22 protein-coding genes are annotated in these 22,762 nt (G+C 68.4%); 15 read left to right on the top strand and 7 right to left on the bottom strand.

Going from position 1 to position 22,762, the window contains the following annotated elements; all coding sequences use genetic code 11:
* Positions 1–48 precede the first annotated feature (48 nt).
* Positions 49–1,725 (bottom strand): phospholipase C, encoded by a 1,677-nt coding sequence (locus CFB35_RS22185; RefSeq protein ID WP_060011354.1) that lies wholly within the window; start codon positions 1,723–1,725, stop codon positions 49–51.
* A gap of 401 nt (positions 1,726–2,126) precedes the next feature.
* On the opposite strand from CFB35_RS22185, the gene CFB35_RS22190 reads away from it, so the two are divergent.
* Complete coding sequence (locus tag CFB35_RS22190) at positions 2,127–2,984, top strand: EamA family transporter (protein WP_059574438.1); 858 nt, start codon at positions 2,127–2,129, stop codon at positions 2,982–2,984.
* Positions 2,985–3,011: 27 nt separating this feature from the next.
* Here the strand turns inward: CFB35_RS22190 and CFB35_RS22195 are convergent, their stop codons facing one another.
* Positions 3,012–3,485: an Lrp/AsnC family transcriptional regulator gene (locus CFB35_RS22195; RefSeq protein WP_059574437.1), complete on the bottom strand. Its 474-nt coding sequence runs from the start codon at positions 3,483–3,485 to the stop codon at positions 3,012–3,014.
* 321 nt (positions 3,486–3,806) lie between these two features.
* Here CFB35_RS22195 and CFB35_RS22200 point away from each other — a divergent pair, with 321 nt between their 5' ends.
* From CFB35_RS22200 to CFB35_RS22225, 6 genes are all read left to right on the top strand, one after another.
* Positions 3,807–5,192 (top strand): amino acid permease, encoded by a 1,386-nt coding sequence (locus CFB35_RS22200; RefSeq protein WP_060011356.1) that lies wholly within the window; start codon positions 3,807–3,809, stop codon positions 5,190–5,192.
* A gap of 46 nt (positions 5,193–5,238) precedes the next feature.
* The gene (locus tag CFB35_RS22205) at positions 5,239–6,441 is read left to right on the top strand and encodes an amino acid aminotransferase (protein ID WP_060011358.1); all 1,203 of its coding nucleotides are present in this window, start codon (positions 5,239–5,241) and stop codon (positions 6,439–6,441) included.
* A 167-nt stretch (positions 6,442–6,608) separates the two neighbouring features.
* Positions 6,609–7,007: a DUF488 domain-containing protein gene (locus tag CFB35_RS22210; protein WP_059574665.1), complete on the top strand. Its 399-nt coding sequence runs from the start codon at positions 6,609–6,611 to the stop codon at positions 7,005–7,007.
* Positions 7,008–7,125: 118 nt separating this feature from the next.
* A complete protein-coding gene (locus tag CFB35_RS22215) occupies positions 7,126–7,416 on the top strand; it encodes a DUF1488 domain-containing protein (RefSeq protein WP_059574434.1) in 291 nt (96 codons plus the stop codon).
* Positions 7,417–7,432: 16 nt separating this feature from the next.
* On the top strand, positions 7,433–7,672 hold the full coding sequence (locus CFB35_RS22220) for a hypothetical protein (RefSeq protein WP_006479066.1): 240 nt from the start codon (positions 7,433–7,435) through the stop codon (positions 7,670–7,672).
* A gap of 152 nt (positions 7,673–7,824) precedes the next feature.
* On the top strand, positions 7,825–8,166 hold the full coding sequence (locus CFB35_RS22225) for a hypothetical protein (RefSeq protein ID WP_059574433.1): 342 nt from the start codon (positions 7,825–7,827) through the stop codon (positions 8,164–8,166).
* 28 nt (positions 8,167–8,194) lie between these two features.
* Here the strand turns inward: CFB35_RS22225 and CFB35_RS22230 are convergent, their stop codons facing one another.
* The 3 genes from CFB35_RS22230 to lhpI form a co-directional block, all read right to left on the bottom strand.
* Positions 8,195–8,974, bottom strand: coding sequence for a helix-turn-helix domain-containing protein (locus tag CFB35_RS22230; RefSeq protein ID WP_059574432.1), 780 nt, complete (start codon positions 8,972–8,974; stop codon positions 8,195–8,197).
* A gap of 16 nt (positions 8,975–8,990) precedes the next feature.
* Entirely contained in the window at positions 8,991–9,395 is a 405-nt protein-coding gene (locus CFB35_RS22235) for a response regulator transcription factor (protein WP_060011360.1), read from the bottom strand.
* A 169-nt stretch (positions 9,396–9,564) separates the two neighbouring features.
* Positions 9,565–10,500 (bottom strand): bifunctional Delta(1)-pyrroline-2-carboxylate/Delta(1)-piperideine-2-carboxylate reductase, encoded by a 936-nt coding sequence (gene lhpI / locus CFB35_RS22240; RefSeq protein ID WP_059574430.1) that lies wholly within the window; start codon positions 10,498–10,500, stop codon positions 9,565–9,567.
* Between the two features lie 262 nt (positions 10,501–10,762).
* Here lhpI and CFB35_RS22245 point away from each other — a divergent pair, with 262 nt between their 5' ends.
* From CFB35_RS22245 to CFB35_RS22275, 7 genes are all read left to right on the top strand, one after another.
* Positions 10,763–11,500 carry a FadR/GntR family transcriptional regulator gene (locus CFB35_RS22245; protein ID WP_059574429.1) on the top strand — a complete coding sequence of 246 codons (738 nt, stop codon included), beginning with the start codon at positions 10,763–10,765 and terminating at the stop codon, positions 11,498–11,500.
* Positions 11,501–11,627: 127 nt separating this feature from the next.
* Entirely contained in the window at positions 11,628–12,749 is a 1,122-nt protein-coding gene (locus CFB35_RS22250) for a branched-chain amino acid ABC transporter substrate-binding protein (protein ID WP_059574428.1), read from the top strand.
* A gap of 58 nt (positions 12,750–12,807) precedes the next feature.
* A complete protein-coding gene (gene lhpH, locus CFB35_RS22255) occupies positions 12,808–13,815 on the top strand; it encodes a trans-3-hydroxy-L-proline dehydratase (RefSeq protein WP_059574427.1) in 1,008 nt (335 codons plus the stop codon).
* A 190-nt stretch (positions 13,816–14,005) separates the two neighbouring features.
* On the top strand, positions 14,006–16,597 hold the full coding sequence (locus CFB35_RS22260; protein ID WP_059574663.1) for a penicillin-binding protein 1A: 2,592 nt from the start codon (positions 14,006–14,008) through the stop codon (positions 16,595–16,597).
* 80 nt (positions 16,598–16,677) lie between these two features.
* Positions 16,678–17,556 carry a PilZ domain-containing protein gene (locus CFB35_RS22265; RefSeq protein ID WP_059574426.1) on the top strand — a complete coding sequence of 293 codons (879 nt, stop codon included), beginning with the start codon at positions 16,678–16,680 and terminating at the stop codon, positions 17,554–17,556.
* Positions 17,557–17,780: 224 nt separating this feature from the next.
* Positions 17,781–18,110 carry a DUF4148 domain-containing protein gene (locus CFB35_RS22270; protein ID WP_027783001.1) on the top strand — a complete coding sequence of 110 codons (330 nt, stop codon included), beginning with the start codon at positions 17,781–17,783 and terminating at the stop codon, positions 18,108–18,110.
* Between the two features lie 362 nt (positions 18,111–18,472).
* On the top strand, positions 18,473–18,877 hold the full coding sequence (locus tag CFB35_RS22275; RefSeq protein WP_059574425.1) for a lysozyme inhibitor LprI family protein: 405 nt from the start codon (positions 18,473–18,475) through the stop codon (positions 18,875–18,877).
* Positions 18,878–18,943: 66 nt separating this feature from the next.
* On the opposite strand, the gene CFB35_RS22280 is transcribed toward CFB35_RS22275, so the two are convergent.
* Both CFB35_RS22280 and CFB35_RS22285 read right to left on the bottom strand, forming a co-directional pair.
* Entirely contained in the window at positions 18,944–19,591 is a 648-nt protein-coding gene (locus CFB35_RS22280) for a response regulator transcription factor (RefSeq protein ID WP_006483707.1), read from the bottom strand.
* Complete coding sequence (locus CFB35_RS22285; RefSeq protein WP_059574424.1) at positions 19,588–21,690, bottom strand: PAS domain S-box protein; 2,103 nt, start codon at positions 21,688–21,690, stop codon at positions 19,588–19,590. The genes CFB35_RS22280 and CFB35_RS22285 overlap by 4 nt, the downstream gene beginning before the upstream one ends.
* Positions 21,691–22,008: 318 nt before the next feature.
* On the opposite strand from CFB35_RS22285, the gene CFB35_RS22290 reads away from it, so the two are divergent.
* Positions 22,009–22,479, top strand: coding sequence for a universal stress protein (locus CFB35_RS22290; protein ID WP_059574423.1), 471 nt, complete (start codon positions 22,009–22,011; stop codon positions 22,477–22,479).
* The last annotated feature ends 283 nt before the right edge of the window (positions 22,480–22,762 follow it).

A 22,762-nucleotide genomic window follows, 5' to 3' on the forward strand; every position in this document is an offset into this window, starting at 1 on the left:
GAAACGGCCGGCGCGCGATGCGCCGGCCATGCGCTCAGGCCGTCCCCGTCAGATCGCCGGGGCCGCGCTCAATGCGGTGCCAAGCGTCGGGTCGAGATACAGCGGCGTCGTGTTCGGCTTCGACGTGAAGTCGAACAGGTTGCGCAGGTCGCCTGCCGTCGCATCGAACGAACCGCCGCCGATCCGCTGGCCGCCGAGCCAGTTGTCCTCGATGAAGCGCACGATGGACGCCTGGTCGAGCATCGTGTGGTCGACGTAGTTCTGCTTCGCGTACGGCGAGATCACGACCAGCGGAATGCGCACGCCCGGGCCGCAGCGGCCGTTCACGGTCGCGCCGTTCACGCCGGTGGTGCCGCCCGTGCCGCACTTGCCGGGGCCGTTGAGCTGGTCGACCGGGTCCGACGATGCGTGCGTCGGCGCCGTGTACACGTGGTCGTACCAGCCGTCCGAGTCGTCATAGGTGACGATCACGGCCGTGTTCTGCCAGTCCGGCTGCTGCTGCTGCAGGAAGTTGACGACCTTCGTCACGAACGCCTGCTCGTCGAGCGGATCCGAATAGCCCGCGTGCCCGTCCTGCGCGGCCGGCGCCTTCAGGTAGCTCACCGAGGGGAAGTTGCCGGCCTTCACGGCGGCGAAGAAGTCGTCCGTGTCGTACTGGTGGTTCGCCGGTTCGGGCGTCTTGCCGTCGGTCTCGACGCTCGAACCGATCGCCGCGATCGAGCTCGGACGCGTGTGTTGCGGGTTCGCGGTCGACGCGTAGTACTGGAACCAGTTGTGATGCGGGATGTAGTCGGCCGTCGCGGCGTTTACGGCGGTGGCGACCGTGCTGCGCGCGCAGCCCGTCGTGCCGTTGCCGTTCGTCGTCGACAGGTTGAAGCCGCCCATGAAGCCGCCCCACGTGATCTTCGCGGCGTTCAGCAGGTCGCCGATGTTCTTGCCGGTCATCATCGCCTGGTCGGTCGTGCTCGAACACACGTCGAAGCCCGGGTCGACGTCGTTGATCATCGTGAAGCCGCCCTGGCCGTCGTTGATGTAGTACGAGGTCGCGGCGAGCGTCGACGGCTGCTTCGACGTCTTGACGATCTGCATCCCGTTGGTCTGGCCCGACACGACGTTCAGCGCGCCCGGCGTCGACGGGCCGTAGACCGTCGTGTACGTGTTGTCGCTCATCGCGAAGCGCTGTGCGTAGTTCCACAACGCGGTCACCGTGTTGCCGTCGAAATAGCCCATCACCTGGCCTTTCGTGCCGAACGCGCCGGCGCCGCCGGACGAGCCCTTGCCCGTGTACTTCGGGAACAGGTCCGCAAGACCGTTGTCCTCGGCCTGCTGTTCGGCCGTGTACGCGTGGTTCTGGTCGGCGGTCGCGGCCTGCGTGCGGTCGAGGCGGAACGGGTTCGCCGCGTCGGTGCCGTTGGCCGTGTTCGTGAAGTTCGGGTTCGCGGTGAGCAGCGTGCCCGTCAGGCCGTTCGGCGTCGGCGTGCCGGGTTTCGCGGTGAACGCCGGTTCGCCCGACGGGTTCGTCGCGTTCGGATAGGTGCCGAAGTAATGATCGAACGAGATGTTTTCGCCGTAGATCACGACGACGTGCTTGATCGGCGTGGCGGTCTGCAGCGCATCCTGCGACGACACGGCGGCCGTCGGCGTGGAATCGTCACTGCCGCCGCAGGCGAACAGCGCAAGCGTGGCGCCGGCGCAGGCGGTGACGAGCAAGGCTTGACGGAACATCGGGAAACTCCAGGGTAAGGCCTTCGATGGTGGAGAACGGCCCCGTCGCCGTGTCGGTTCGGCGCGGAGCTCGTGAGGAAGCACGCGCATTGGAACAGCCGCGTATGAAAATATGGGGACGGAGTGTTTTCGCGACGGTTGCGCCGCGGTATCGGTTTCATTACGACCCGGCGCGATGCGAAAGAGAACGGAAAGGGGCGGACTGTCCGCAACCTCCACGTCACAGGTCGCCGCATGCCGGTCGCTTGCGACGCCAGCATTGCCGGGCGGGCGACGGGCAGCCGCCGGCCGGATCCTTGGCAGGGCGTCGCGCGTCGCTTTTTTGACAATACGGTGACGCGTTCATACGATGAACGCCTGCCGTGCACCGTGCGGCTTCCGACCGTCAGGGAGTATTGAGCGTGCCGATCCCCGTTCTGTTTGCCGTTCTGTGCGCGGCGTTCCTGCACGCATCATGGAATGCGCTCGTGCGCAGCAGCGGCGACCGGCTGCGCTCGGCCACGGTGCTGCAGATCGCGATCGGGCTGTTCGCGCTGCTGTTCCTGCCGGCCGCCGCGCCGATCACGCCGGCGAGCTGGCTCTGCGTCGTCGCGTCGGCCGTGATCCACGTCGTCTACACGCTGCTGCTCGTCCGTGCTTACGAGCACGGCGACCTGAGCGTCGCGTACCCGGTCGCGCGCGGCACCGCGCCGCTGCTGGTCACGCTCGGCGCGGCGGCGTTCGCGGGCGAGCGCCTGAACGTCGGCGCGCAATGCGGGCTCGTGCTGATCTGCGCGGGCATCATGGCGATCGGACTGGAGCGCGGGCGCGGCGCGAAACACCGGATGATGCAGGTGCTGCCGACCGCGTTCGCGACCGGCGTGTCGATCGCGGCGTACAGCGTGGTCGACGGGATCGGCGTGCGCGAGAGCGGCAGTACGGTCGGCTATACCGCGTGGATGTTCGTGCTGACAGGCGCGATGATGGCCGCGTACTACCGGCTGCGGGCGGGGCCGCTGCGGCTGACGCAGGATGTCGGCGAAACGGCGAAGGCGGCCTGCGGCGGCGTGTTCGCGGCGCTCGCGTACGGCATCGTGATCTGGGCGATGGATCGCGCGCCGATGGGGCCGGTGTCGGCGCTGCGGGAAACGAGCGTGGTGTTCGCGGCGCTGATCGCGCGCGTGTATCTCGGCGAGCGGCTGACGCCGCGTCGGGCGGCAGGGTGCCTCGTGATTGCTTGCGGCGCGCTGCTGATCAGTGCGTTCGAAGCGGTGCGGTGAGCGCGCCGGCGCGGTGCGCCGGGCCGGTCAACCTTCCACCGGCATCGCGCTCGTGCACTTGATCTCGTCGAGACACACGCTCGAATGCACGCCGCTCACGCCCGGAATGCGCATCAGCGTTTCGAGCAAGAACGTCGACAGCCCCTTCAGGTCGTGCGCGACGACCTTCAGCACGTAGTCGATATCGCCCGTGACCGAGAAACATTCCTGGATCTGCGCGAGATCCGACACGAGTTTCTGGAACTTCGACAGATCGCGGATATGCCCGCGCTCCATCGTCACGTGCACGAACGCGGTGACGCCGAACCCGAGCGTATCGGGGCACAGCCGGGTTTCATAACGGCGGATCGCGCCGATTTCCTCCAGCCGCCGATGGCGCCGCAAGGTCTGCGCGGGCGACAGCCCGACGGCCTTCGCTAGGTCGAGGTTCGACGCACGGCCGTTCTCCTGCAACACCGACAGCAAGTGGCGATCGATGCGGTCGAGAAGCGGTTCAGGCATTTTTGTTTCCTCATCTGTCTCCTGGGCGCAATCTTATCTCATAATGTAGGGTTTGCATGAGCGGGTTACGCAACCCGATTTCGCCGTCGCGACGCTAAACTGACGCCGGATTTTCGTGTTCGGCCGCGGCAATGCGGCATGGGCGACGAGTCGGCGGCCGGTCTGGCCGGCACGCCGACGCGAATCGGGTGTCGCCCGCGCGAAAATTGCAGTCCCCAACCCGGCGTCCCCACGAACGGCCGCCGGCACAGCAAAAACAGCGCCCGGCACACCGAGGCGCGCCGCACCGCTTCCGGCGGAGGCGGGAAGAATGGAGAAGACATGGTTTCTGGAAACGAGAGCGCTGGCCTCAAGCGCGGGCTGAAGAACCGGCACATCCAGCTGATCGCGCTCGGTGGCGCGCTCGGCACGGGGCTGTTCCTCGGCATCGCGCAGACGATCAAGATGGCCGGCCCGTCCGTGCTGCTCGGCTACGCGGTGGCCGGCATCGTCGCGTTTTTCATCATGCGCCAGCTCGGCGAGATGGTCGTCGACGAACCCGTCGCCGGCTCGTTCAGCTATTTCGCCGACAAATACGTCGGCCACTTCACCGGTTTCCTGTCCGGCTGGAACTACTGGGTGCTGTACATCCTCGTCAGCATGGCCGAGCTGTCGGCCGTCGGAATCTACGTGCAGTACTGGTGGCCCGGCGTGCCGACCTGGGTGTCGGCGCTGGTGTTCTTCGTCGCGATCAACCTGCTGAACCTGGCGAGCGTGAAGTCGTACGGCGAGACGGAATTCTGGTTCTCGATCATCAAGGTCGCCGCGATCGTCGGGATGATCGGCTTCGGCGGCTGGCTGCTCGCGAGCGGGCAAGCGGGGCCCGAAGCGAGCATCGCGAACCTGTGGCGGCACGGCGGTTTCTTCCCGAACGGCGTATCGGGGCTCGTGATGTCGATGGCCGCGATCATGTTCTCGTTCGGCGGGCTGGAACTGATCGGCATCACAGCGGCCGAGGCGGACGATCCGAAGCACAGCATTCCGCGCGCGACCAACCAGGTGATCTACCGGATCCTGATTTTCTACATCGGCGCGCTCGCCGTGCTGCTGTCGCTGTATCCGTGGGAAAAGGTCGTCACCGGCGGCAGCCCGTTCGTGCTGATCTTCCATGCGCTGAGCAGCAACGTGGTCGCGAACGTGCTGAACGTCGTCGTGCTGACGGCCGCGCTGTCGGTCTACAACAGCGGCGTGTACAGCAACAGCCGGATGCTGTTCGGCCTCGCGAAGCAGGGCAACGCGCCGAAGGTGCTGTGCTCGGTGAACAAGCGCGGCATTCCGCTCGCCGCGCTCGGCGCGTCGGCGCTCGCGACCGGCGTGTGCGTGCTGGTCAACTACTTCATGCCGGGCAAGGCGTTCGAGGTGCTGATGGGCCTCGTCGTGTCGGCGCTGATCATCAACTGGGCGATGATCACGCTGATCCACCTGAAGTTCCGCCAGGCCAAGCGTGCTGCCGGGGACGAGACATCCTTCCGCAGTGTGGGCTATCCTTTCACGAATTACCTGTGCCTGGCGTTCATGGCCGGCATTCTCGTCGTGATGTACCTGACGCCGGATCTCCGCCTGTCGGTGTACCTGATCCCGGTATGGCTCGCGGTGCTCGCGATCGGGTATCGCTTCCGTCAGAAGAATGCGGGCTTGGCGGTGCACGACGGCGTCTCCGCACGCTGACGCAGGCCACGACCGACCATTGTTCCAAACGAGACCGACTCAAGCCATGTTCGAACACATCGACGCGTACCCGGGCGACCCGATCCTGACGCTCAACGAGAATTTCCAGCAAGATCCGCGCGACCGGAAGGTCAACCTGAGCATCGGGATCTATTTCGACGCCGAAGGCCGGATCCCGGTGATGGGCGCCGTGCGCGAAGCCGAAACCGCGCTGCAGCGCGACAGCGGCCCGAAGCCGTACCTGCCGATGGTCGGCCTGGCCGCGTATCGCGACGCCGTGCAATCGCTCGTGTTCGGCGCCGATCACCCGGCCCGCGCGGCCGGCCGCATCGCGACGCTGCAGACGCTCGGCGGCTCGGGCGCGCTGAAGGTCGGCGCCGATTTCCTGAAGCGCTATTTCCCGGATTCGCAGGTGTGGCTGAGCGATCCGAGCTGGGAAAACCACCGCTTCATCTTCGAGCGCGCCGGCTTCACGGTGAACACGTACCCGTACTACGACGAAGCGACGGGCGGCCTGAAGTTCGACGCGATGCTCGCGGCCATCGACGCGCTGCCGGCGCGCAGCATCGTGCTGCTGCACGCGTGCTGCCATAACCCGACCGGCGTCGATCTCGACGAAGGCCAGTGGGAGAAGCTGATCGACGTGATCGAGGCGCGCGGCCTGCTGCCGTTCGTCGACATGGCGTACCAGGGCTTCGGCGCGGGGCTCGATGCGGACGCGTTCGCCGTGCGCGAGCTGGCCCGCCGCGGCGTGCCGACGCTCGTCGCGAACTCGTTCTCGAAGAACTTCTCGCTGTACGGCGAGCGCGTGGGCGGCCTGAGCGTCGTCTGCGAGGACGCGGCCGCCGCCGACCGCGTGCTCGGCCAACTGGCCGGCGCCGTGCGCTCGAACTACAGCAACCCGCAGACCTACGGCGCGAAGGTCGTCGCGGCCGTGCTCGGCACGCCGGCGCTGCGCAAGCAGTGGGAAGAGGAACTGTCGGCGATGTGCCGCCGCATCGCGCGGATGCGCCAGTCGATCCACGACGGCCTGCGCGACCACGTGAGCGGCGAGGCACTCACGCGCTACGTGAAGCAGCGCGGGATGTTCACGTACACGGGCCTGACCGACTCGCAGGTCGACGCGCTGCGCGAGGTGCACGGCGTGTACATCCTGCGCTCGGGCCGGATGTGCGTGGCGGGCCTGAACGACTCGAACGTCGGCATCGTCGCGGACGCGATCGGCAAGGTGCTGAAGAGCGGCGTCTGAACGCGGCGCGCCTCGGCGCGTCACGATGAAGAACCGGCTGTGTCCCGTCGCGGGAGCAGCCGGTTTTTCGTTGGGCGGCCGTCATGTGCGATGCCCGGCTGACGCGCGGGCGGGCGCGGCGGTACGATCACGGGATCGCATGCACGACCGAGGAGCAGAGAAACGACATGGGCATCCGGATCATCCAGCTCGGCACGCCGCGCGCGGCCGGCGAAGGCCTGCGGATCGGCACGGTGCGGCGGCCGCCGCGCGGCGTGCCGAAGGCGGAATTCGCGTCGCGCAACTACTATGATGTATGGTTGCCGACGCTGTCGCCGAGCCCCGAACTCGTCGCGCAGGCGCAGGCCGCCGAAACCGACGCCGAATGGAAGGCGTTCAAGCGCCACTTCCGCGCGGAGATGGCGCACGGCGATCCGGCGAAGGTGCTGGACCTGCTGGCCGCGCTGTCGGCGACCACCGCGTTCTCGATCGGCTGTTATTGCGACGACGAAAACCATTGCCACCGCAGCGTGCTGCGCGAGCTGCTCGCGGAGCGCGGCGCGACGATCGAGCCCGACGCGGGCTGAAGCGGGCGGAGGCGGCGTCGCGCGGCGGCGCGATCGTGCGGTGCGGCGAACCGGTTGACGTGGGTCAAGCGCGCGGCCGCGCGCGCCACTATGCTCTCGTCATGGAGCCATCACGACGATGACAGACCGACAGATGCACATTGCTTTCCCGTCCGAACCGCCGGAATACTGCGCGCGCGACCTGGTCGTCGCGTTTTCGGCGCTGGTCGACGGGCGTTGCGTCCAGTGCGCGGTCACGGCCGAGGCGCTGGAGGACCATTTCGGCGCGCGCTCGCTGCTCGAGCGCGATCTGCTGAGCGCATTCGACGCGCACCGCCCGGCCATCGAGGCGATGGCACGACGCATGCTCGAGGAAATCGGCGGCCGGCCGGTGCTGCTGCACAGCGGGCACTTCCGGCTCGAAGGCTGATACCGCAGGAGGGCGCATGACACTGCAGGGCAACATTCACGAACGCGACTGGTCGGTCGAAGTGGAGACGCGCCCGTGCGAATCGGGCGAGTTCCGCTGCCGCGTGTCGGTCGAGCACGGCGCCGGCGCCGCGCGGTTTCATCATACCTTCGAGCACAGCCACGCGTATCCGACGGAGCGCGAAGCGATGATCGAAGGGCTGCGGGCCGGCATGACGTGGATCGAGATGAAGGCGTCGCAGACCTTCAACGTATGAACGGTCCCGCGCCAGCCAGGCGCGGGCAGACTATCGGCCGGCCGCGATCGAACCATGCGCGCCGCGCCACGGGAAACACGTGCCGCCGCACGGCGATGCGGACGGCACTTGCAAGGCGGTCGACGAGCGGCGGCCCCGTCAGGAGACACGACATGGGCGTGGGCATGCAGATCGCCTGCCTGGGATTCACGGGTTCGGCGGCGGTCGAGGCCGAAGCCGGCGCGCAACTGGTGAGGCTCGAACGGTTTCGCGCATTGATCGACGGCTGCCACCTCGCGATCGAATTGCGCACGGCGGCCGATGGCGAGCGCGTGTACGACGTACGGGTCGACCTGGTGATGCACGACGCGGCGCTCAGGCCTTTGCCGCTGCCGCCATGCGTCGGCGCCGATGTGGACGATGCGCTGCGTCGCGCGTTCGCGCAGGCCGAGCACGCGCTGATCGCGTGGCAGCGGGGCGCCGCCACGGCGGCGCTGCGCGACACCATGCAATGACGTGGCGCCGGCGATCCGGCGCCCTGCGTCAGACCCGCGCGAGCGCTTGCGCGTCGATGATGCGCACGCGCTTGCCGCGCGTTTCGACGAGCGCTTCGCGATGGAACCGCGAGAACATCCGGCTGACGGTTTCGAGCTTCATCCCGAGATAGCAGCCGATTTCCTCGCGCGTCATCCGCAGGTTGAATTCGGTCGCCGAATAGCCGCGCGCCTCGAACCGCGACGACAGGTTCAGCAGGAAATGCGCGACGCGCTGCTCGGCCGACATCGTGCCGAGCAGCAGCATCTGGCTCGATTCGCGGACGATCTCGCTGCTCAGCATCTGGTAGAGAAAGTGCTGCATCGGCTTCATCTCGCGGCACGCGGCTTCGAGCGCGCCGAACGGGATGATGCACACCACGCTGTCCTCCAGCGCGATCGCGTCGCAGCAATGCTGGCCGCCGCCGATGCCGTCCATCCCGAGCGTTTCGCCGGCGATCTGGAAGCCGGTTACGTGCTCGCGGCCGTCGCGATGCATCATCACCGTCTTGAACGAACCCGCGCGCACCGCGTAGATGCTCTGGAACGGATCGTCGGTGCGAAACAGCGCGTCGCCCTGGCGGACCTGCCGCGTCGTGCAGATGATCGCGTCGAGGCGGCCGTATTCGGCGGGCGTCAGGTGCGGCGGCAGGCACATCGAGCGCATCGCGCAGGCCGAGCAGCGGGCGGCCGGATGTTTGGCGGCGTCGGCGCGCGCGGCCGGGCGCAGCGGGATCGTTGGCCGGGGTACGACGGACACGTCGGCGGCGAAGGCGGTGGCGGTGGACATGAGTCGCTCCGGCTCGTCAGGTGCGGCGCACGCGAGCGTGCACCAGGGATTCGATCACATGGCATGCGGCGTCGAATTCGACGGTCTTGTCGAAGAAGTAGTCGGCTCCCGCCGTCGCGCATGCCTCTCTGAATGCCGGTGCCGAGTGGTTCGTCAGCACGATCGTGACGATGCGCGGCGCGGCTTTCGACAGCATCCCGATCAGGTCGAGACCGCTGCCGTCCGCGAGCCGCACGTCGACGATCACCACGTCCGCGCCACTGCTGCGGATATGCGTCCACGCGTCCTGGCCGTCTTCCGCTTCGCCCACGACCGCAACCCCGCGGATCGCGCCGACGAGCAGCGCGATCCGCTGGCGAACGGCGACCGCATGATCGACGAGAAACACCCTGAGCAAGGCGGGCGACAGGCTGGCATTCATGCCGGCAGTATCGTGTTGCGCCGCCGAAATTGAAATCGGCCGAATTGGAAGTTCGTGTAGGCCGCTTCGACGCGGTGTAGGGCGTTTCCTACACCGCGTACGGGAAATCGCCGGTATGAATCCGACGAGGCGATGCCGCGCGAGCGGTGCGAACGGTCGCGCGGCCGGGTCAGCCGGCGCCGCGCGCGGCCAGTGCGTCGCGCGCGGTGCGGCAAGCGGCCAGGTCCCACGCGGCGCAGCCGACGCTCTTGAACAGCAGCGGGCCGCCGCGGGCGAAGGTGCCGTTCAGCACGTCGGCGAGCGATGCGACGTGCCGCCAGTCGACTTGCGCGACGATCAAGTCGCCGGCTTCGTGGCGCGCGCCGGCCGGATCGTCGACGACGAGCCGGCTGCCCCGCACCGTGTTCGCGTCGATCTCGGCGGCATCCGCGGTGAACGCGCCGACGCCGACCACGAGCCGGCCTTCGCGCACGGCTTCGCGGTAGACGGGCGTGCGGCTCGTCGTCAGCGTGACGACCACGTCGATCGCGTCGGGAATCGCGTCGCCGTCGAGCGGCGCGAGGTGCGGCGCATGCGCGCGGTGGGCCGCGCAGAACGCGGCCGCGCTGTCCGCGCGCGTGCCGCGCACGTGAAGGCGCGCGTCCGGAAAGATCGCCGCGAGCGCTTCCGCATGATTGGCGGCCTGCTTGCCGGTGCCGATCAGCAGGATCTCGCGCGGCGCGGCGCCGTGCAGCGCGTGGATGCCGAGCGCGGTGATCGCCGCCGTGCGGCGGCCGGTGACGGTCGGGCCGTCGAGCGCGAAGCGCATTTCCCCGGTGGCGGCATCGTACGCGGTGACCTGGCCGAGGATCGTCGGCAACCCGCGCGCCCCGTTGCCGGGGCACACGTTCACGAGCTTGTGGCTCGCCAGGTCGTGCGCGCTCGACGGCATCGACAGCATCACGCCGCCACCTTGTAGCGGCACGACCAAGCGTTCGGGGCTGACGATCTCGCCTGCCGCATACTCGACGACCGCTTGCGTGAGCGTGGCGAGCAGCGCCGGGTAGTGGAGCAGCGCGGCCGTGTCGGCCGCGTCGAAAACGGGAATCGGGGAAAGGGCGGTCATCGTGTACGTCGGGGGCGTCGGTGAGTGTGGTCGGCGGACGCATGCCGCGCCCGCCGCGGGTCTGCCGGATACCGTGACACAGGGCAGTGGATCGAATCTATACCACTTGCTGGCGCGCCCGCAACCCAGAAAATAAAGCGCTTCGTGGATTTTGGTTCTAATATCTGGCCAGAAGGCTCGCCGATGCCGCGCTGCCCGCCCGCTCCGGTATAGTGCGAACCCATTCCAGATCCCACGCCCGCGAACGGGCAGGAGCCATACGATGATGTCCGCGCGCCCCGACTCACTCGAAGGCGGTTTCAGGCCGCTGCAGATCTACGAGCAGGTAGCCGAAAAGATCCGCGACGAGATTCGCGCCGGGCGCTACGCGGCCGAATCGCGGCTGCCGTCCGAGCGCGAGCTCGCGGCGCTGTTCCAGGTCGGCCGGCCGGCGGTGCGCGAAGCGCTCGGCGCGCTGCAGAACGAAGGTCTCGTCTTCACGAAGCGCAATTCGGGCACCTACGTCGTCGCGGCGCCGCTCGACGTGCTCTCGCGGCACGGCGACGCGCACACCGTGCTCGAGGCCGATTTCAGCCCGACGTCGACGCTCGACGTGCGGCTGATCCTGGAGCCCGCGATCGCGCGCCTCGCGGCCGCCCATGGCCGCGCCGACGCCGGCGCCGAGCGCTATCTCGCGCAGATGGAAACCATCACCGACATCGACGATCCGCACCAGCGCGCGCTGTGGAACGAGAGCGACCGGCTGTTCCACCGGCAGCTCGCGCTGATGACGGGCGACGCGCTGATCGTGAAGATCGCGGACGAGGTCGCGAAGACGATGGACCAGCCGCTGTGGAAGCGGCTGAAGGACGACGGCATCTACGACGCGGGCCGGATCCGGCTCTACGTGTCCGAACACCGGCTGATCTACGAGGCGATCGTGTCCGGCGATGCCGATGCGGCTGCGTTCTACGTCGAACAGCACATCCGCCGCGTGCGGCGCGACATCGCGCCGAAGTGACCGGCCCGCGCGCGCATCCGTTCTGGTCTTCAATATGACCAAAATGCCGACGATTATTTTTAAATTGCTTGCGATGTGACCACGCATGTCCTACATTGGTTTCACACAAAACCAATCAGGAGACATCATGCGACACCTCGTGACCGCGCTTTCGGTGGCCGTCGCCGCTGGCGCGCTGACTTCCGCGCATGCGCAGGAGGTCGTGATGATCGGCCATTCGGCGCCGCTCACGGGCCCGCAGGCCGCCAACGGCAAGGACAATGAAAACGGCGCGCGGCTGGCGGTCGACGAGCTCAACAAGGCTGGCGTGAAGGTCGGCGGAAAGACCGTGACCTTCAAACTGGTTTCCGAAGACGACCAGGCCGACCCGAAGGCCGGCGTGCAGGTCGCGCAGAACCTCGTCGACAAGGGCGTCGTCGCGGTGCTCGGGCCGTACAACTCGGGCGTCGCGATCCCCGCGTCGCGCGTGTATTCGAACGCCGGCGTGCCGATCCTGCCGGTCGCGTCGAACCCGGCGCTGACGAAGCAGGGCTTCAAGAACATCTTCCGGATCGGCGCGAGCGACGAGCAGCTCGGCGGCACGATGGCCACGTTCGCCGCGAAGACGCTGAACGCGAAAACCGCCGCCGTGATCGACGATCGCACCGCATACGGGCAGGGCGTCGCCGAGCAGTTCATGAACGTCGCGAAGGCGAACGGGATCAAGATCGTCGACCAGGAATACACGAATTCGTCGGCCACCGACTTCCTCGGCATTCTCACCAAGATCAAGGCCGCCAACCCCGACGTGATCTTCCTCGGCGGCTATGCGGCGCAGGGCGCGCCGATGGCCAAGCAGATGAAGCAGCGCGGCTTGCGGGCGAAGCTGCTCGGCGGTGACGGCATTTGTTCGGCCGACATGGGTAAGGTCGCGGGCGAGGCGGCGTCGATCGTCTACTGCGCGCAGGGCGGCGTCGCGCTCGAGAAGACGCCGGCCGGGCGCGCATTCCTGAAGAAGTACCACGACACCTATCACACCGATACGCAGGTCTACGGCGTCAATTACTACGACGGCGTGAAGCTGCTCGCCGACGCGATGGTCAAGGCCGGCACGACCACCGACAAGGCGAAGCTGAGCGCGCAGCTCGCGAAGTCGAACTACGCGGGCGTCGCCGGCACCTATTCGTTCGACGCGAACGGCGACCTGAAAGGCGCGCCGACCACCGTCTACGTGATCCGCAACGGCCTGCCGGAACCGTACGCGAAGTAATCCCGTCACCGGACGGCGGCCCGGCCGCCGTCCTTCGTTTCAACGCATCCAATTCGTCATGAAGATTTCCCGATCCCTTTCCACCGTCGAAGTGCATACCGGCGGCGAAGCGTTTCGCATCGTCACGAGCGGGCTGCCGCGGCTGCCCGGCGCGACGATCGTCCAGCGCCGCGCATGGCTCAAGGCGCATGCCGACGAAATCCGCCGCGCGCTGATGTTCGAACCGCGCGGCCATGCCGACATGTATGGCGGCTATCTGACCGAGCCCGTGTCGCCTAATGCCGATTTCGGCGTGATCTTCGTGCACAACGAAGGCTATAGCGACCATTGCGGACACGGTGTGATCGCGCTGTCGACAGCGGCCGTCGAGCTCGGCTGGGTGCAGCGCACGGTGCCCGAGACGCGGGTCGGCATCGACGCGCCGTGCGGCTTCATCGAGGCGTTCGTCCAGTGGGACGGCGAGCATGCGGGGCCGGTGCGCTTCGTCAACGTGCCGTCGTTCATCTGGCAACGCGACGTGTCGGTTCAGACGCCCTCGTTCGGCACCGTGACCGGCGACATCGCGTATGGCGGCGCGTTCTATTTCTATGTCGACGGCGCGCCATTCGACCTGCCGGTGCGCGAATCGGCGGTCGAAAAACTGATTCGCTTCGGCGCGGAAGTGAAGGCGGCCGCGAACGCGAAGTATCCGGTCGTGCATCCGGAGATCCCGGAAATCAACCATATCTACGGCACGATCATCGCGAACGCGCCGCGCCACGCGGGTTCGACGCAGGCGAACTGCTGCGTGTTCGCGGATCGCGAGGTCGACCGCTCGCCGACCGGCTCCGGCACCGGCGGACGCGTCGCGCAGCTCTACCAGCGCGGACTGCTCGCGGCGGCCGACACGCTCGTCAACGAATCGATCGTCGGCACGGTCTTCAAGGGGCGCGTGCTGCGCGAAACGACGGTCGGCGGCCTCCCGGCCGTGATCCCGGAAGTGGAAGGCAGCGCGCATATCTGCGGGTTCGCGAACTGGATCGTCGACGAGCGCGATCCGCTCACGTACGGATTTCTCGTGCGCTGAGCCGGGGCGCCGGTCGCCCCCCATTGGTCCCCGTTACGCCCCCTTCGCGCGGCGTTCAGGTCGTCGCACCAGGTTTGGCGCGTCGTTCCGGTTGCCGGACACGCGCCTTTTTTGCGTGAGCGCCGCCGCAACACCGCGGCGCGTGTGCCGGCGCAAGGCCGCCGCGGGTCGGCCGCGCGAGTTTGGTACGATGCAGCCTTTTCAGCCGAGCTCCACCCGCGTGAATCGCCGAAACGTGTCGTCAGTGCGTGCCTTGTGCGCCAGATGGGTCGCGCGCGCCCAACCCGTCGCAGCGGCCGCCGTCGCGCGGCTCAAGCCTCTCGCCGCCACCGCGTGGCGCCATGTCCGCCGCCCGACGCGCCGTGGCGTACTGCTCTCGGCCGCCGCCGTGCCGGCGCTGTTCGCGCTGTACGTGGTCGTGCTCATCCCGTTCACGCCGGGCATCGGCGACATCCGCAAGGCGCGCGTCGACCAGCCCGCGCAGGTGCTGTCCGCCGACGGCAAGCTGCTGGCCGAATTCAAGCCGTCGAACCGCGAATGGGTGGCGCTCAAGCAGATCTCGCCGCACATGGTCGACGCGCTGATCGCGACCGAGGATCACCGCTTCTACGAACACCACGGACTCGACTGGAAGCGCACGGCGTCGGCCGCGCTCCATACGTTCTCGGGCAGCCGCCAGGGCGGCTCGACGATCACCCAGCAGCTCGCGCGCAACCTGTATCCGGACGAGATCGGCCGCGCGCCCACGCTCACGCGCAAGGTGAAGGAGGCGATCACCGCGCTGAAGATCGAGGCCGTCTACAGCAAGGACCAGATCCTCGAGACCTACCTGAACACGGTGCCGTTCCTGTACAACGCGTACGGCGTCGAGATGGCCGCGCGCACCTATTTCGACAAGTCGGCCGACGAACTCGACGTGCTCGACAGCGCGACGCTCGTCGGGATGCTGAAAGGCAACAGCTACTACAACCCGGTGCTGAACCCCGAGCGCGCGCTGCAGCGGCGCAACACGGTGCTCGGCCAGATGGTGAAGTACGGCAAGCTGTCGCCCGCGCAGTTCGCGCAGTTGCAACGCCGGCCGCTGCGCATCGACTTCGAGCGCCAGAAGGAGCCGCCGGGGCCGGCGCCGCATTTCGCGCAGCAGTTGCGCAAATGGCTGATCGCGTGGGCCGACCGCAACGACTACAACATCTACTCGGACGGGCTGATCGTCCGTACGACGATCGACTCGCGGCTCCAGCAGATGGCGACGCAGGCGCTCACGCTGCAGGGCAATCAACTGCAGGGTATCGCGAACAATGCATGGAGCGGCCGCGACGGCTGCGGCACCGACAACGAGGTGTTCCGCACCTTCATGCGCGAATCGGCCGAGTACAAGGCCGCGCAGGACGCAGGCAAGGACGACGCGGCGGCGATGAAGCTGCTCGCGTCCGACCGCGGCTTCCTGCACGCGCTGTGCAAGGCGAAGACCGACGTGCAGGCCGGCTTCCTCGCGATCGACCCGCGTGACGGGCAGATTCGCGCGTGGGTCGGCAGCCGCGACTTCACCCGCGAGCCGTTCGACCACGTCGCGCAGGCGCGGCGTCAGCCGGGCTCGACGTTCAAGCCGTTCGTCTATGGCGCCGCGTTCGCGAGCGGGATGAAGCCGGACGATACGTTCATCGACCAGCCGGTCGAGATCCCGTTGAAGGGCGGCGAGATCTGGCGGCCGAACGACGACGTGCCGCCGTCGGGCAAGCCGATGACGCTGCGCGACGCGGTTGCGCTGTCGCGCAACCGGATCACCGCGCAGGTGATGGAGAAGGTCGGGCCGGGCGCCGTCGCGCGGCTGGCGCGCGACATGGGCGTGCGCGAAAGCCCGCTCGAACGCGTGCCGTCGCTCGCGCTCGGCACGAGCCCCGTCACGTTGAAGGAAATGGTCGCGTCGTACGCGACGATCGCGAACGGCGGGCTGTACGTCGAGCCGCAGATGGTCACGCGCATCGAGAACCGCCAGGGCGACGTGCTCGCCGAGTACGCACCGGCGCCGCCCGAGCGCGCGCTCGACGCCGAAACGGACAAGATGCTGCTCGACGTGATGCGCGACGTCGTGACGCGCGGCACGGGCGGCAGCATCCGCACGCGCTTCGGGGTGCGCGGCGACGTGGCCGGCAAGACCGGCACGACGCAGGACAATGCGGACGGCTGGTTCATCCTGATGCAGCCGGGCCTCGTCGCCGGCGCGTGGGTCGGGTTCGACGACGGCCGCGTGACGCTGCGCAGCGATTACTGGGGGCAGGGCGCGCACAGCGCGCTGCCGATCGTCGGCGATTTCTTCCAGCGCGCGCAGCGCGCCCGGATCGTCGATACGAAGGCGAAATTCGATACCGAGCCGTCGCCGGGCTGGTTCGGCTCGCTGCGCGAGCGCGTGACCGACCTGTTCGACACGTGGTTCCCGTCCGAGCCGAAGAAGGCGTCCGCGCCGGTCAGGACGCCGCGCGTCGAACGCCCGGCCGAGACCGACGAAGGGGCGGCGTCGGAAGCGTCGGCCGCGTCGGCGCCGGATGCCGCGTCCGGCGGCATCGTCGAGGAATGGGTGCCGGCGTCGGAAGTAGCCGCGTCGGCCGCGGCGCTGTCGTCGGGCGCATCGCAGCCGCCGCAGCCTGCGCAGCCGCCCGCGGGCGCGAGTACGACGAGCGGAAGCGGCGCCGGTGTCGGCGCCGCCCCTTCGGCCGTGCCGGCCCCACCGCCGATCCCGGAGCCGGCGCCGGCCGCGCCTGACTCGACCGGCGCTTCGCAGTGACGAAGCCATTCAGATTCCGCGCGATGCTGCCGTAATCAAGTTGTCACGATAGCTCGCGCGGTCGCCCCCGCGCTTCTCCGATGCGACTTTCCACTGACTATGCCGCGCTCGCGCGCGACGACCTTTCCGTGGGCGTCCCGCTCGGCTTCGACCTCTACGACGCCGACGGCGCCGCGCTGCTGCCGGCCGGCACGACGCTGGCCGACCCGGCGCAGCACGCTTTCCTGTTCGACCATTTCCGCCCCGTGCGCCGACGCGACGCCGCCGACACCGATCCACGCGCGTCCGCGGCGACGGGCGCCCCCGCCACGCGCATGGGCTTGTCGGCGGGCGCCGCGATCGGCATCCGCCGGCGGGTCGGCACGGCGCGCGCGCTGCAGCGGTGCCGGCTGATCGGCGTCGGCGCGTCGGGGGCGCTGTTCGTCGAGCCGCAGCCCGCCACCGCGCTCGAGTTCGCGCGCGGCGACGACGTCGAAGCGGTGGCGGTCGGCCGCGCCGCGGTGTCCCGTTTCGGCGCGACGGTCGAATCGGTGCAGGCGTCGGGCGCGGCGCCATTCATGATCCTGTCGCCGCCCGGTTTCGTCGACCGGCTGCGCACGCGCGCCGAGCCGCGCGTGCCGGTGCGCATCGCGGCCGGCTGCCGCGGCGCGGCGGACGAAGCGGAAAGCATCGGGGTGGTGCACGACCTCAGCCTGAGCGGTCTGTCGATCGCCGTCGGCCGGGCGATCGCGGCACCCGGCGAGCCGTTGTGCGTGATGCTGCCGTACGAAACCGGCGGCCGTGTCGAGCGGCTGGCGCTCGCCGGCACGGTGCGGGCCGCGCATGCCGATCCGGCGGTGCCGGCGCTGACGCTGCACCATGCGGCGTTCGACGACATCGACGCCGCCGACCTGATTCGCCTCAAGGCACTGCTGTTCGACAGGCAGATGGCGTCGGCGGATATCGACCGCCTGCGCTGACGCCTGGCCCGCGCACGGCCGTCACCCTATCGCGGTATTCGGTGCACGAACGTCGATAATCGTCTGATGAATTAACCTATTCCCGTGCGATTGTACGGTTTCGGTCAACAGTGAATTTGCGATTTAAGTATTTACCCTGATAGTCGAGCCTCCTAGACTTTCACTCATGCGCAACGACTCCGAGTCCGAAGCGCCTGACAAAACAATCCTGGAGGTAACGCATCATGAAATCGCTGATCAAGGCAGTTGCACTGGCCGCCCTGGTGGCCGCACCGGTCGTGTCGTTCGCCCAATCGAACCAGCAGCCGCTGACGCGCGCGCAAGTGCGCGCCGAACTGGTTCAGCTCGAAAAGGCCGGCTACAACCCGAACGACTGGATCAACTATCCGGAAAACATCCAGGCCGCCCAGGCCAAGATCGCGGCCGCGCAGAACGCCGGTGCGCAAGCCGACGCAACCGGCTATGGTTCGAACCCGGTCGCGACGTCGCAGTCGGGTCAGCGCGCGGTCGTGCCGGCCGTGAGCGACCGCTCGTCGGTGTACTTCGGTCACTGAGCCGGCTGTTGTCTCGCGGCCCCGAAGGCCGCGGCCGAAGCCGTATCGGAAAAGCCCGCACACGTATCGTGTGCGGGCTTTTTGCATCTCTTTCATCGAGTACGGCAACGCACGAATTGCCGTCGGCCGAACCGTTCGCAAATAGCCTGCGGCTTGCATGAGCGACACGCCGGTCACCGATCGGCGCCGATTCAGCAATACCTTGCCGTGAACGGTCACGTCTCTCGCCGCGCCGACCCGCTGACAATCCGCGGCGCGTGCGCTAGCATCGCGGTCGATGTCGGCGCGGTGGCGCGGCCCATGCACACGGGGCGCGACAAGGCACCGGGTTCCACACTTCAACGAACAACAAAGGAGCATCCATGCGTGTCTTGACCGGTCTGCTGAGCTCGCTGGCGCTGGTGGCGGGCGTCGCCCATGCGCAGGCGAATTGCGCGGACGCGACGGATCAGGCGACGATGACGGCGTGTGCCGATCGCGCGTACAAGAAATCCGACGGGGAACTGAACCGGACCTACCAGGCCGTCACCGCGCGCCTGCGCGATGCGCAGCCGCTTGCCGACAAGCTCGTGAGCGCGCAGCGCGCGTGGATCGCGTACCGCGATGCGGAGTGCCGTTTCTCGAGCGCGAATGTCGAGGGCGGCAGTGCATACCCGATGGTCGTATCGACCTGCCTCGACGATCTGACGAAAGCGCGCACCGAAACGTTGAAGGGCTATCTCGCCTGCGAGGAGGGCGACCTCGCGTGCCCAGTGCCGGCGAAGTAACCGCCATGCGCGGGCCCGCCGAGGCCCGCGCCGCACCGGCTACACGTCGTCCGTTACACGTCGCCGTTACACGTCGTCCGTTTCGTCGAGCAGCTTGTGCCGCATCGCGTAACGCACGAGCGCCGCTTCATGCGGCATCTGCATCTTTTCGAGGATCCGGGTTTTGTAGGTGCTGACCGTCTTCGCGCTCACGCACAGCGCATTCGCGATCTCGGTCAGCGTCTGGCCCGCGGCGATTCGCCGGAACACGTCGAATTCGCGATCGGACAGCCGCTGGTGCGGCAGCGTCTCGGCCGGCTCGTTCAGGCTCTGCGCGAACTGCTCGGCCATCGCCAGGCTCACGTAGACGCCGCCCGACGCCACTTTCGTGACCGCGCCGACCAGCTCCGCGCTCGCGCTTTCCTTCGTCAGATAGCCGGACGCGCCCGCGCGGAACGCGCGCACCGCGTACTGCTGCTCCGCGTGCATCGTCAGCACGAGCACGCGCAGCGCGGGCTTCTCGTCCTTGATCTGCTTGATCAGCTCGACACCGTTGCGGCCCGGCATCGACAGGTCGAGCACGAGCACCTGCGCGGGCGTCGCACGCACCAGCGCAATCGTCGACGGGCCGTCGCAGGCCTCGCCGGCCACCTCGAATCCGGTGGCGTTCTGGAGGATGTGCCGCAGACCGTCGCGTACGAGCGTATGGTCGTCGGCGATGAGCACCTTGATCATGTGATGAGCGTGTCCTGTTGAACGGTGGCGAGCGGAAACGCGACGGTAATCGAGAAGCCGCGCGCGAGCGCGGTGTCGATCGTCACGGTGCCGCCCAGCATGTGTGCGCGTTCTCGAATGCCGATCAGGCCGAACGACTTGTCTTCGTGGGCCGCACCGCCGGGCGCCGCGCCGCGGCCGTTGTCCGCGACGCGCAGCACGCAAAAGCCTTCCTCGACGTCGAGCCGCAACGCCACGCGCGTCGCATCCGCATGGCGCGCGACGTTCGTCAGCGCTTCCTGGACGATGCGGAACAGCGTGGTCGCGCCCGCGCTGGTGAACGTGAGGCCGCCCGTCTCGATGTGGCGCTCGACATCGATCCCGTAGCGGTTCGTGAAATCGTTCGCGAGCCATTCGATCGCGGGCACGAGGCCGAGATCGTCGAGCATCACCGGCCGCAGGTCGGCCGCGATGCGCCGCACCGACGCGACCGTCGCGTCGATCAGCCGCCGCATGCCTTGCAGGTGGGTCTGCACGCCATCGTCGGGGTGCGCGCGGCCGGGCGTGCGCAGTTGCTGCTCGACGACCGACAGGTCCATCTTCAGCGCGGTGAGCTGCTGCCCGAGGTCGTCGTGCAGCTCGCGCGCGATGCGCGTCTTCTCCTCTTCGCGCACGTTCTGCAGGTTCGCCGACAGTTCGCGCAATTCCTCGCGCGATCGCTTCAGCGCGTTCTCGGCCCGCAGCCGCTCGGTGATGTCGCGCAGCATCACCGTATAAAGCTTGCCCGACGCGTCGCGGATCTGCGAGATCGACGCTTCGATCGGGAATTCCTCGCCGTTGGCCCGCAGCCCGAACAGTACGCGCTGGCGGCCCATCTGCCGCTCGGACACGCCCGTCACGCCGAACTGGTCGACGTGTTTCGCGTGCGCGGCGCGGAACCGCTCCGGAATGAAGCGCGACAGCGGCGCACCGATCGCCTCCATCGCGGACACGCCGAACACCTGCTCGGCCATCGGATTGAAGATCACGACCGTCTGCTTCTCGTCGATCGTGATGATCGCTTCCATCGACGAGCGGATGATGCCCATCATCCGTGCCTCGTTGAGGAGGCCGCGGCTGCTCGCGCCGGCATCGGCGCGGCTGCGCAGCAGCGCATGGACGAGCGCCGCGAACCCGAACGACGCGATCAGCCCGGCGGCGAGCACGGTGCCGGCCGCACGCTGCGCGCCGGTCGCGCTCGGCCGGCCGTCCGCGGAATAGGCGAGCGTCAGCGCGGTGCCGCCGAAATTCAGCATGTCGGTGCGCCGCATCAGGTCGGGCGACGCCGACGCTTCGTCGGTCGTCGTCTCGACGCTGGCGATCGCGCGCGGATCGCCGCCGGCGCTCATCCACAGGTCGATCCCGCGTTCAGTATCGAGCGCGCGCTCGAGCAGGCGCCGCGGGCTCAACGCCGCGAACAGTACGCCGTCGGCGGCGGTTTCGCGCGCGCCGGACGGTCTGGCCGCCGCAAGCGACGAGGCCGTCGCGGGCAGGAACAGCGTCAACGTGCGGGCGTCGCGGGACGTATCGTCGTCGGCCGAATGAACGCCGAGCGCGATATCGCCGGTCCGCAGCGCATGCGCGAGCGGCGCCGCGTCGGACGCGCCGAAGCGCTCGACCGGCGCATTCGACGCGGGGGCGCTAAGCGTCGCTGCCGCGAGCGGGCCGGCCGGCGGCGGTTTCGTGCCGGCGAGGGCGCTGCGCGCCGCGGGCGTCAGCGGCGCATAGCCGATCTGCCGGACCGGCGAGCGGGCGCTGTCGAGATCGAGCGTCTCCGCATAGCGACGCCATTGCTCGGGCGTCATGGTCGGGACGAGGCCGAACGCGCCGCGCGCGCCTTCGAGCACCGCGACGCCGGTCTGCAGTTCGTGGCGCAGCATCGCGGTCACGTGCGCCGTGCGGCGTTCGAAACGCGTATGAACGGCGGCTTGCCACTGCTCGCGCACCAGCAGCGCGACGCCGAGCGACAACACCGCGCCCGCGCACAGCGCAACGACGCCGGCCGCGAGCGGCTGGCGTAACATGATCTGCAGGGGCGCGGGCCCTCGGGCGCCACGCGTCGGGGTTCCACTGGCGGTCATTCGATGGCCATTCTGTTGTTCGGGCTACCCAAGGCGCTCGGGCAGGGCGGCACAACCGGAAAACCTCGCACCGGCTGCGTGCAACGACTATTTTGAAGATGAAATTGTGCGCGTTTTACACGTTTTTTGTAATGGGGTCGGTTGAAATCGCGGCAAACGGCGTGAAGCAGGGGCGCGCCGGCCCCGCTTGATGCGCGTCAACCCGCGTGTCGGCACGTGGGGCAGACTGTTCGGCAGGCAAGCCGGCGCCGGGCCGGCTTGCGGCAACGGGCCGTGGTCGCGCAACGCGCGATGCGCGCCCGGTCGGAGGGACGGACCATGTACAAGCGGATTTTCGTCGGGCTCGACGGCAGCCCGAGCGCGCGTCTCGCGCTGAACGAGGCGATCCGGATCGCGGCGGCGTCCGGCGGCGAAGTGACCTGTGCGTACGTCGTCGAACATCGGCCGCAGCTCGTCGACGTCGACGCAGGCTTCGCCGCCGAGCGCGACGGCGATGTCGCGGCGACCGATGCCGCGACGCCGGTGCTCGACGACGCGAAAGCGGCGCTCGCGCAGCAGCATGTGCGGGGCACGGTGCGCGCGCTCGACGCGTATGGCGAGGACATCGCGGCGGTGCTGATGCGCACGGCGGCCGAAGCCGACGCCGACCTGATCGTGATGGGCACGAGCGGCCGGCACGGACTGCGCAGGCTGTTGCTCGGCAGCGTGGCGGAATCGCTGCTGCGCGCGGCCGACCGGCCCGTGCTGCTGGTGCGGCACGGCGAGGCGCGGGCGTCGGCGACCGCGTAATCGACGGCGGTACGGTTGGCGATGCCGCCCGTGCATCTGCGGGCAGCGGGCTGCCTCGCGTGCCTGGCCGGATATCGGCACGATCCGCGTGCCGGGGCGGGCCGCCGGGAGTCTTGGCGGTGAGCGATCGAGCGTCGACGGTTGCGTCCCGGCACGCAGTTCTGGCAGCATCGGCCGGTGTCCGCTTGTTCGCCGCGCGCATGGCCGCGGCGATCGACGCACGGACATCCGGCGGCACCGGTCGCCTGAATCGGGACGGACCGGAAGGGCCGCCGAATGCCGG

Source organism: Burkholderia sp. AU16482 (assembly GCF_002223285.1).
In the GTDB taxonomy this organism is placed as follows: Bacteria; Pseudomonadota; Gammaproteobacteria; order Burkholderiales; family Burkholderiaceae; genus Burkholderia; species Burkholderia semiarida.

Excerpts from the sequence above, each read along its gene's own strand:
- CFB35_RS22185 (WP_060011354.1), bottom strand. The coding sequence starts at position 1,725 with ATGTTCCGTCAAGCCTTGCTCGTCACCGCCTGCGCCGGCGCCACGCTT.
- CFB35_RS22195 (WP_059574437.1), bottom strand. The coding sequence starts at position 3,485 with ATGCCTGAACCGCTTCTCGACCGCATCGATCGCCACTTGCTGTCGGTG.
- CFB35_RS22200 (WP_060011356.1), top strand. The coding sequence starts at position 3,807 with ATGGTTTCTGGAAACGAGAGCGCTGGCCTCAAGCGCGGGCTGAAGAAC.
- CFB35_RS22205 (WP_060011358.1), top strand. The coding sequence starts at position 5,239 with ATGTTCGAACACATCGACGCGTACCCGGGCGACCCGATCCTGACGCTC.
- CFB35_RS22210 (WP_059574665.1), top strand. The coding sequence starts at position 6,609 with ATGGGCATCCGGATCATCCAGCTCGGCACGCCGCGCGCGGCCGGCGAA.
- CFB35_RS22215 (WP_059574434.1), top strand. The coding sequence starts at position 7,126 with ATGACAGACCGACAGATGCACATTGCTTTCCCGTCCGAACCGCCGGAA.
- CFB35_RS22220 (WP_006479066.1), top strand. The coding sequence starts at position 7,433 with ATGACACTGCAGGGCAACATTCACGAACGCGACTGGTCGGTCGAAGTG.
- CFB35_RS22225 (WP_059574433.1), top strand. The coding sequence starts at position 7,825 with ATGGGCGTGGGCATGCAGATCGCCTGCCTGGGATTCACGGGTTCGGCG.
- CFB35_RS22230 (WP_059574432.1), bottom strand. The coding sequence starts at position 8,974 with ATGTCCACCGCCACCGCCTTCGCCGCCGACGTGTCCGTCGTACCCCGG.
- CFB35_RS22235 (WP_060011360.1), bottom strand. The coding sequence starts at position 9,395 with ATGAATGCCAGCCTGTCGCCCGCCTTGCTCAGGGTGTTTCTCGTCGAT.
- lhpI (WP_059574430.1), bottom strand. The coding sequence starts at position 10,500 with ATGACCGCCCTTTCCCCGATTCCCGTTTTCGACGCGGCCGACACGGCC.
- CFB35_RS22245 (WP_059574429.1), top strand. The coding sequence starts at position 10,763 with ATGATGTCCGCGCGCCCCGACTCACTCGAAGGCGGTTTCAGGCCGCTG.
- CFB35_RS22250 (WP_059574428.1), top strand. The coding sequence starts at position 11,628 with ATGCGACACCTCGTGACCGCGCTTTCGGTGGCCGTCGCCGCTGGCGCG.
- lhpH (WP_059574427.1), top strand. The coding sequence starts at position 12,808 with ATGAAGATTTCCCGATCCCTTTCCACCGTCGAAGTGCATACCGGCGGC.
- CFB35_RS22260 (WP_059574663.1), top strand. The coding sequence starts at position 14,006 with ATGCAGCCTTTTCAGCCGAGCTCCACCCGCGTGAATCGCCGAAACGTG.
- CFB35_RS22265 (WP_059574426.1), top strand. The coding sequence starts at position 16,678 with ATGCGACTTTCCACTGACTATGCCGCGCTCGCGCGCGACGACCTTTCC.
- CFB35_RS22270 (WP_027783001.1), top strand. The coding sequence starts at position 17,781 with ATGAAATCGCTGATCAAGGCAGTTGCACTGGCCGCCCTGGTGGCCGCA.
- CFB35_RS22275 (WP_059574425.1), top strand. The coding sequence starts at position 18,473 with ATGCGTGTCTTGACCGGTCTGCTGAGCTCGCTGGCGCTGGTGGCGGGC.
- CFB35_RS22280 (WP_006483707.1), bottom strand. The coding sequence starts at position 19,591 with ATGATCAAGGTGCTCATCGCCGACGACCATACGCTCGTACGCGACGGT.
- CFB35_RS22285 (WP_059574424.1), bottom strand. The coding sequence starts at position 21,690 with ATGACCGCCAGTGGAACCCCGACGCGTGGCGCCCGAGGGCCCGCGCCC.
- CFB35_RS22290 (WP_059574423.1), top strand. The coding sequence starts at position 22,009 with ATGTACAAGCGGATTTTCGTCGGGCTCGACGGCAGCCCGAGCGCGCGT.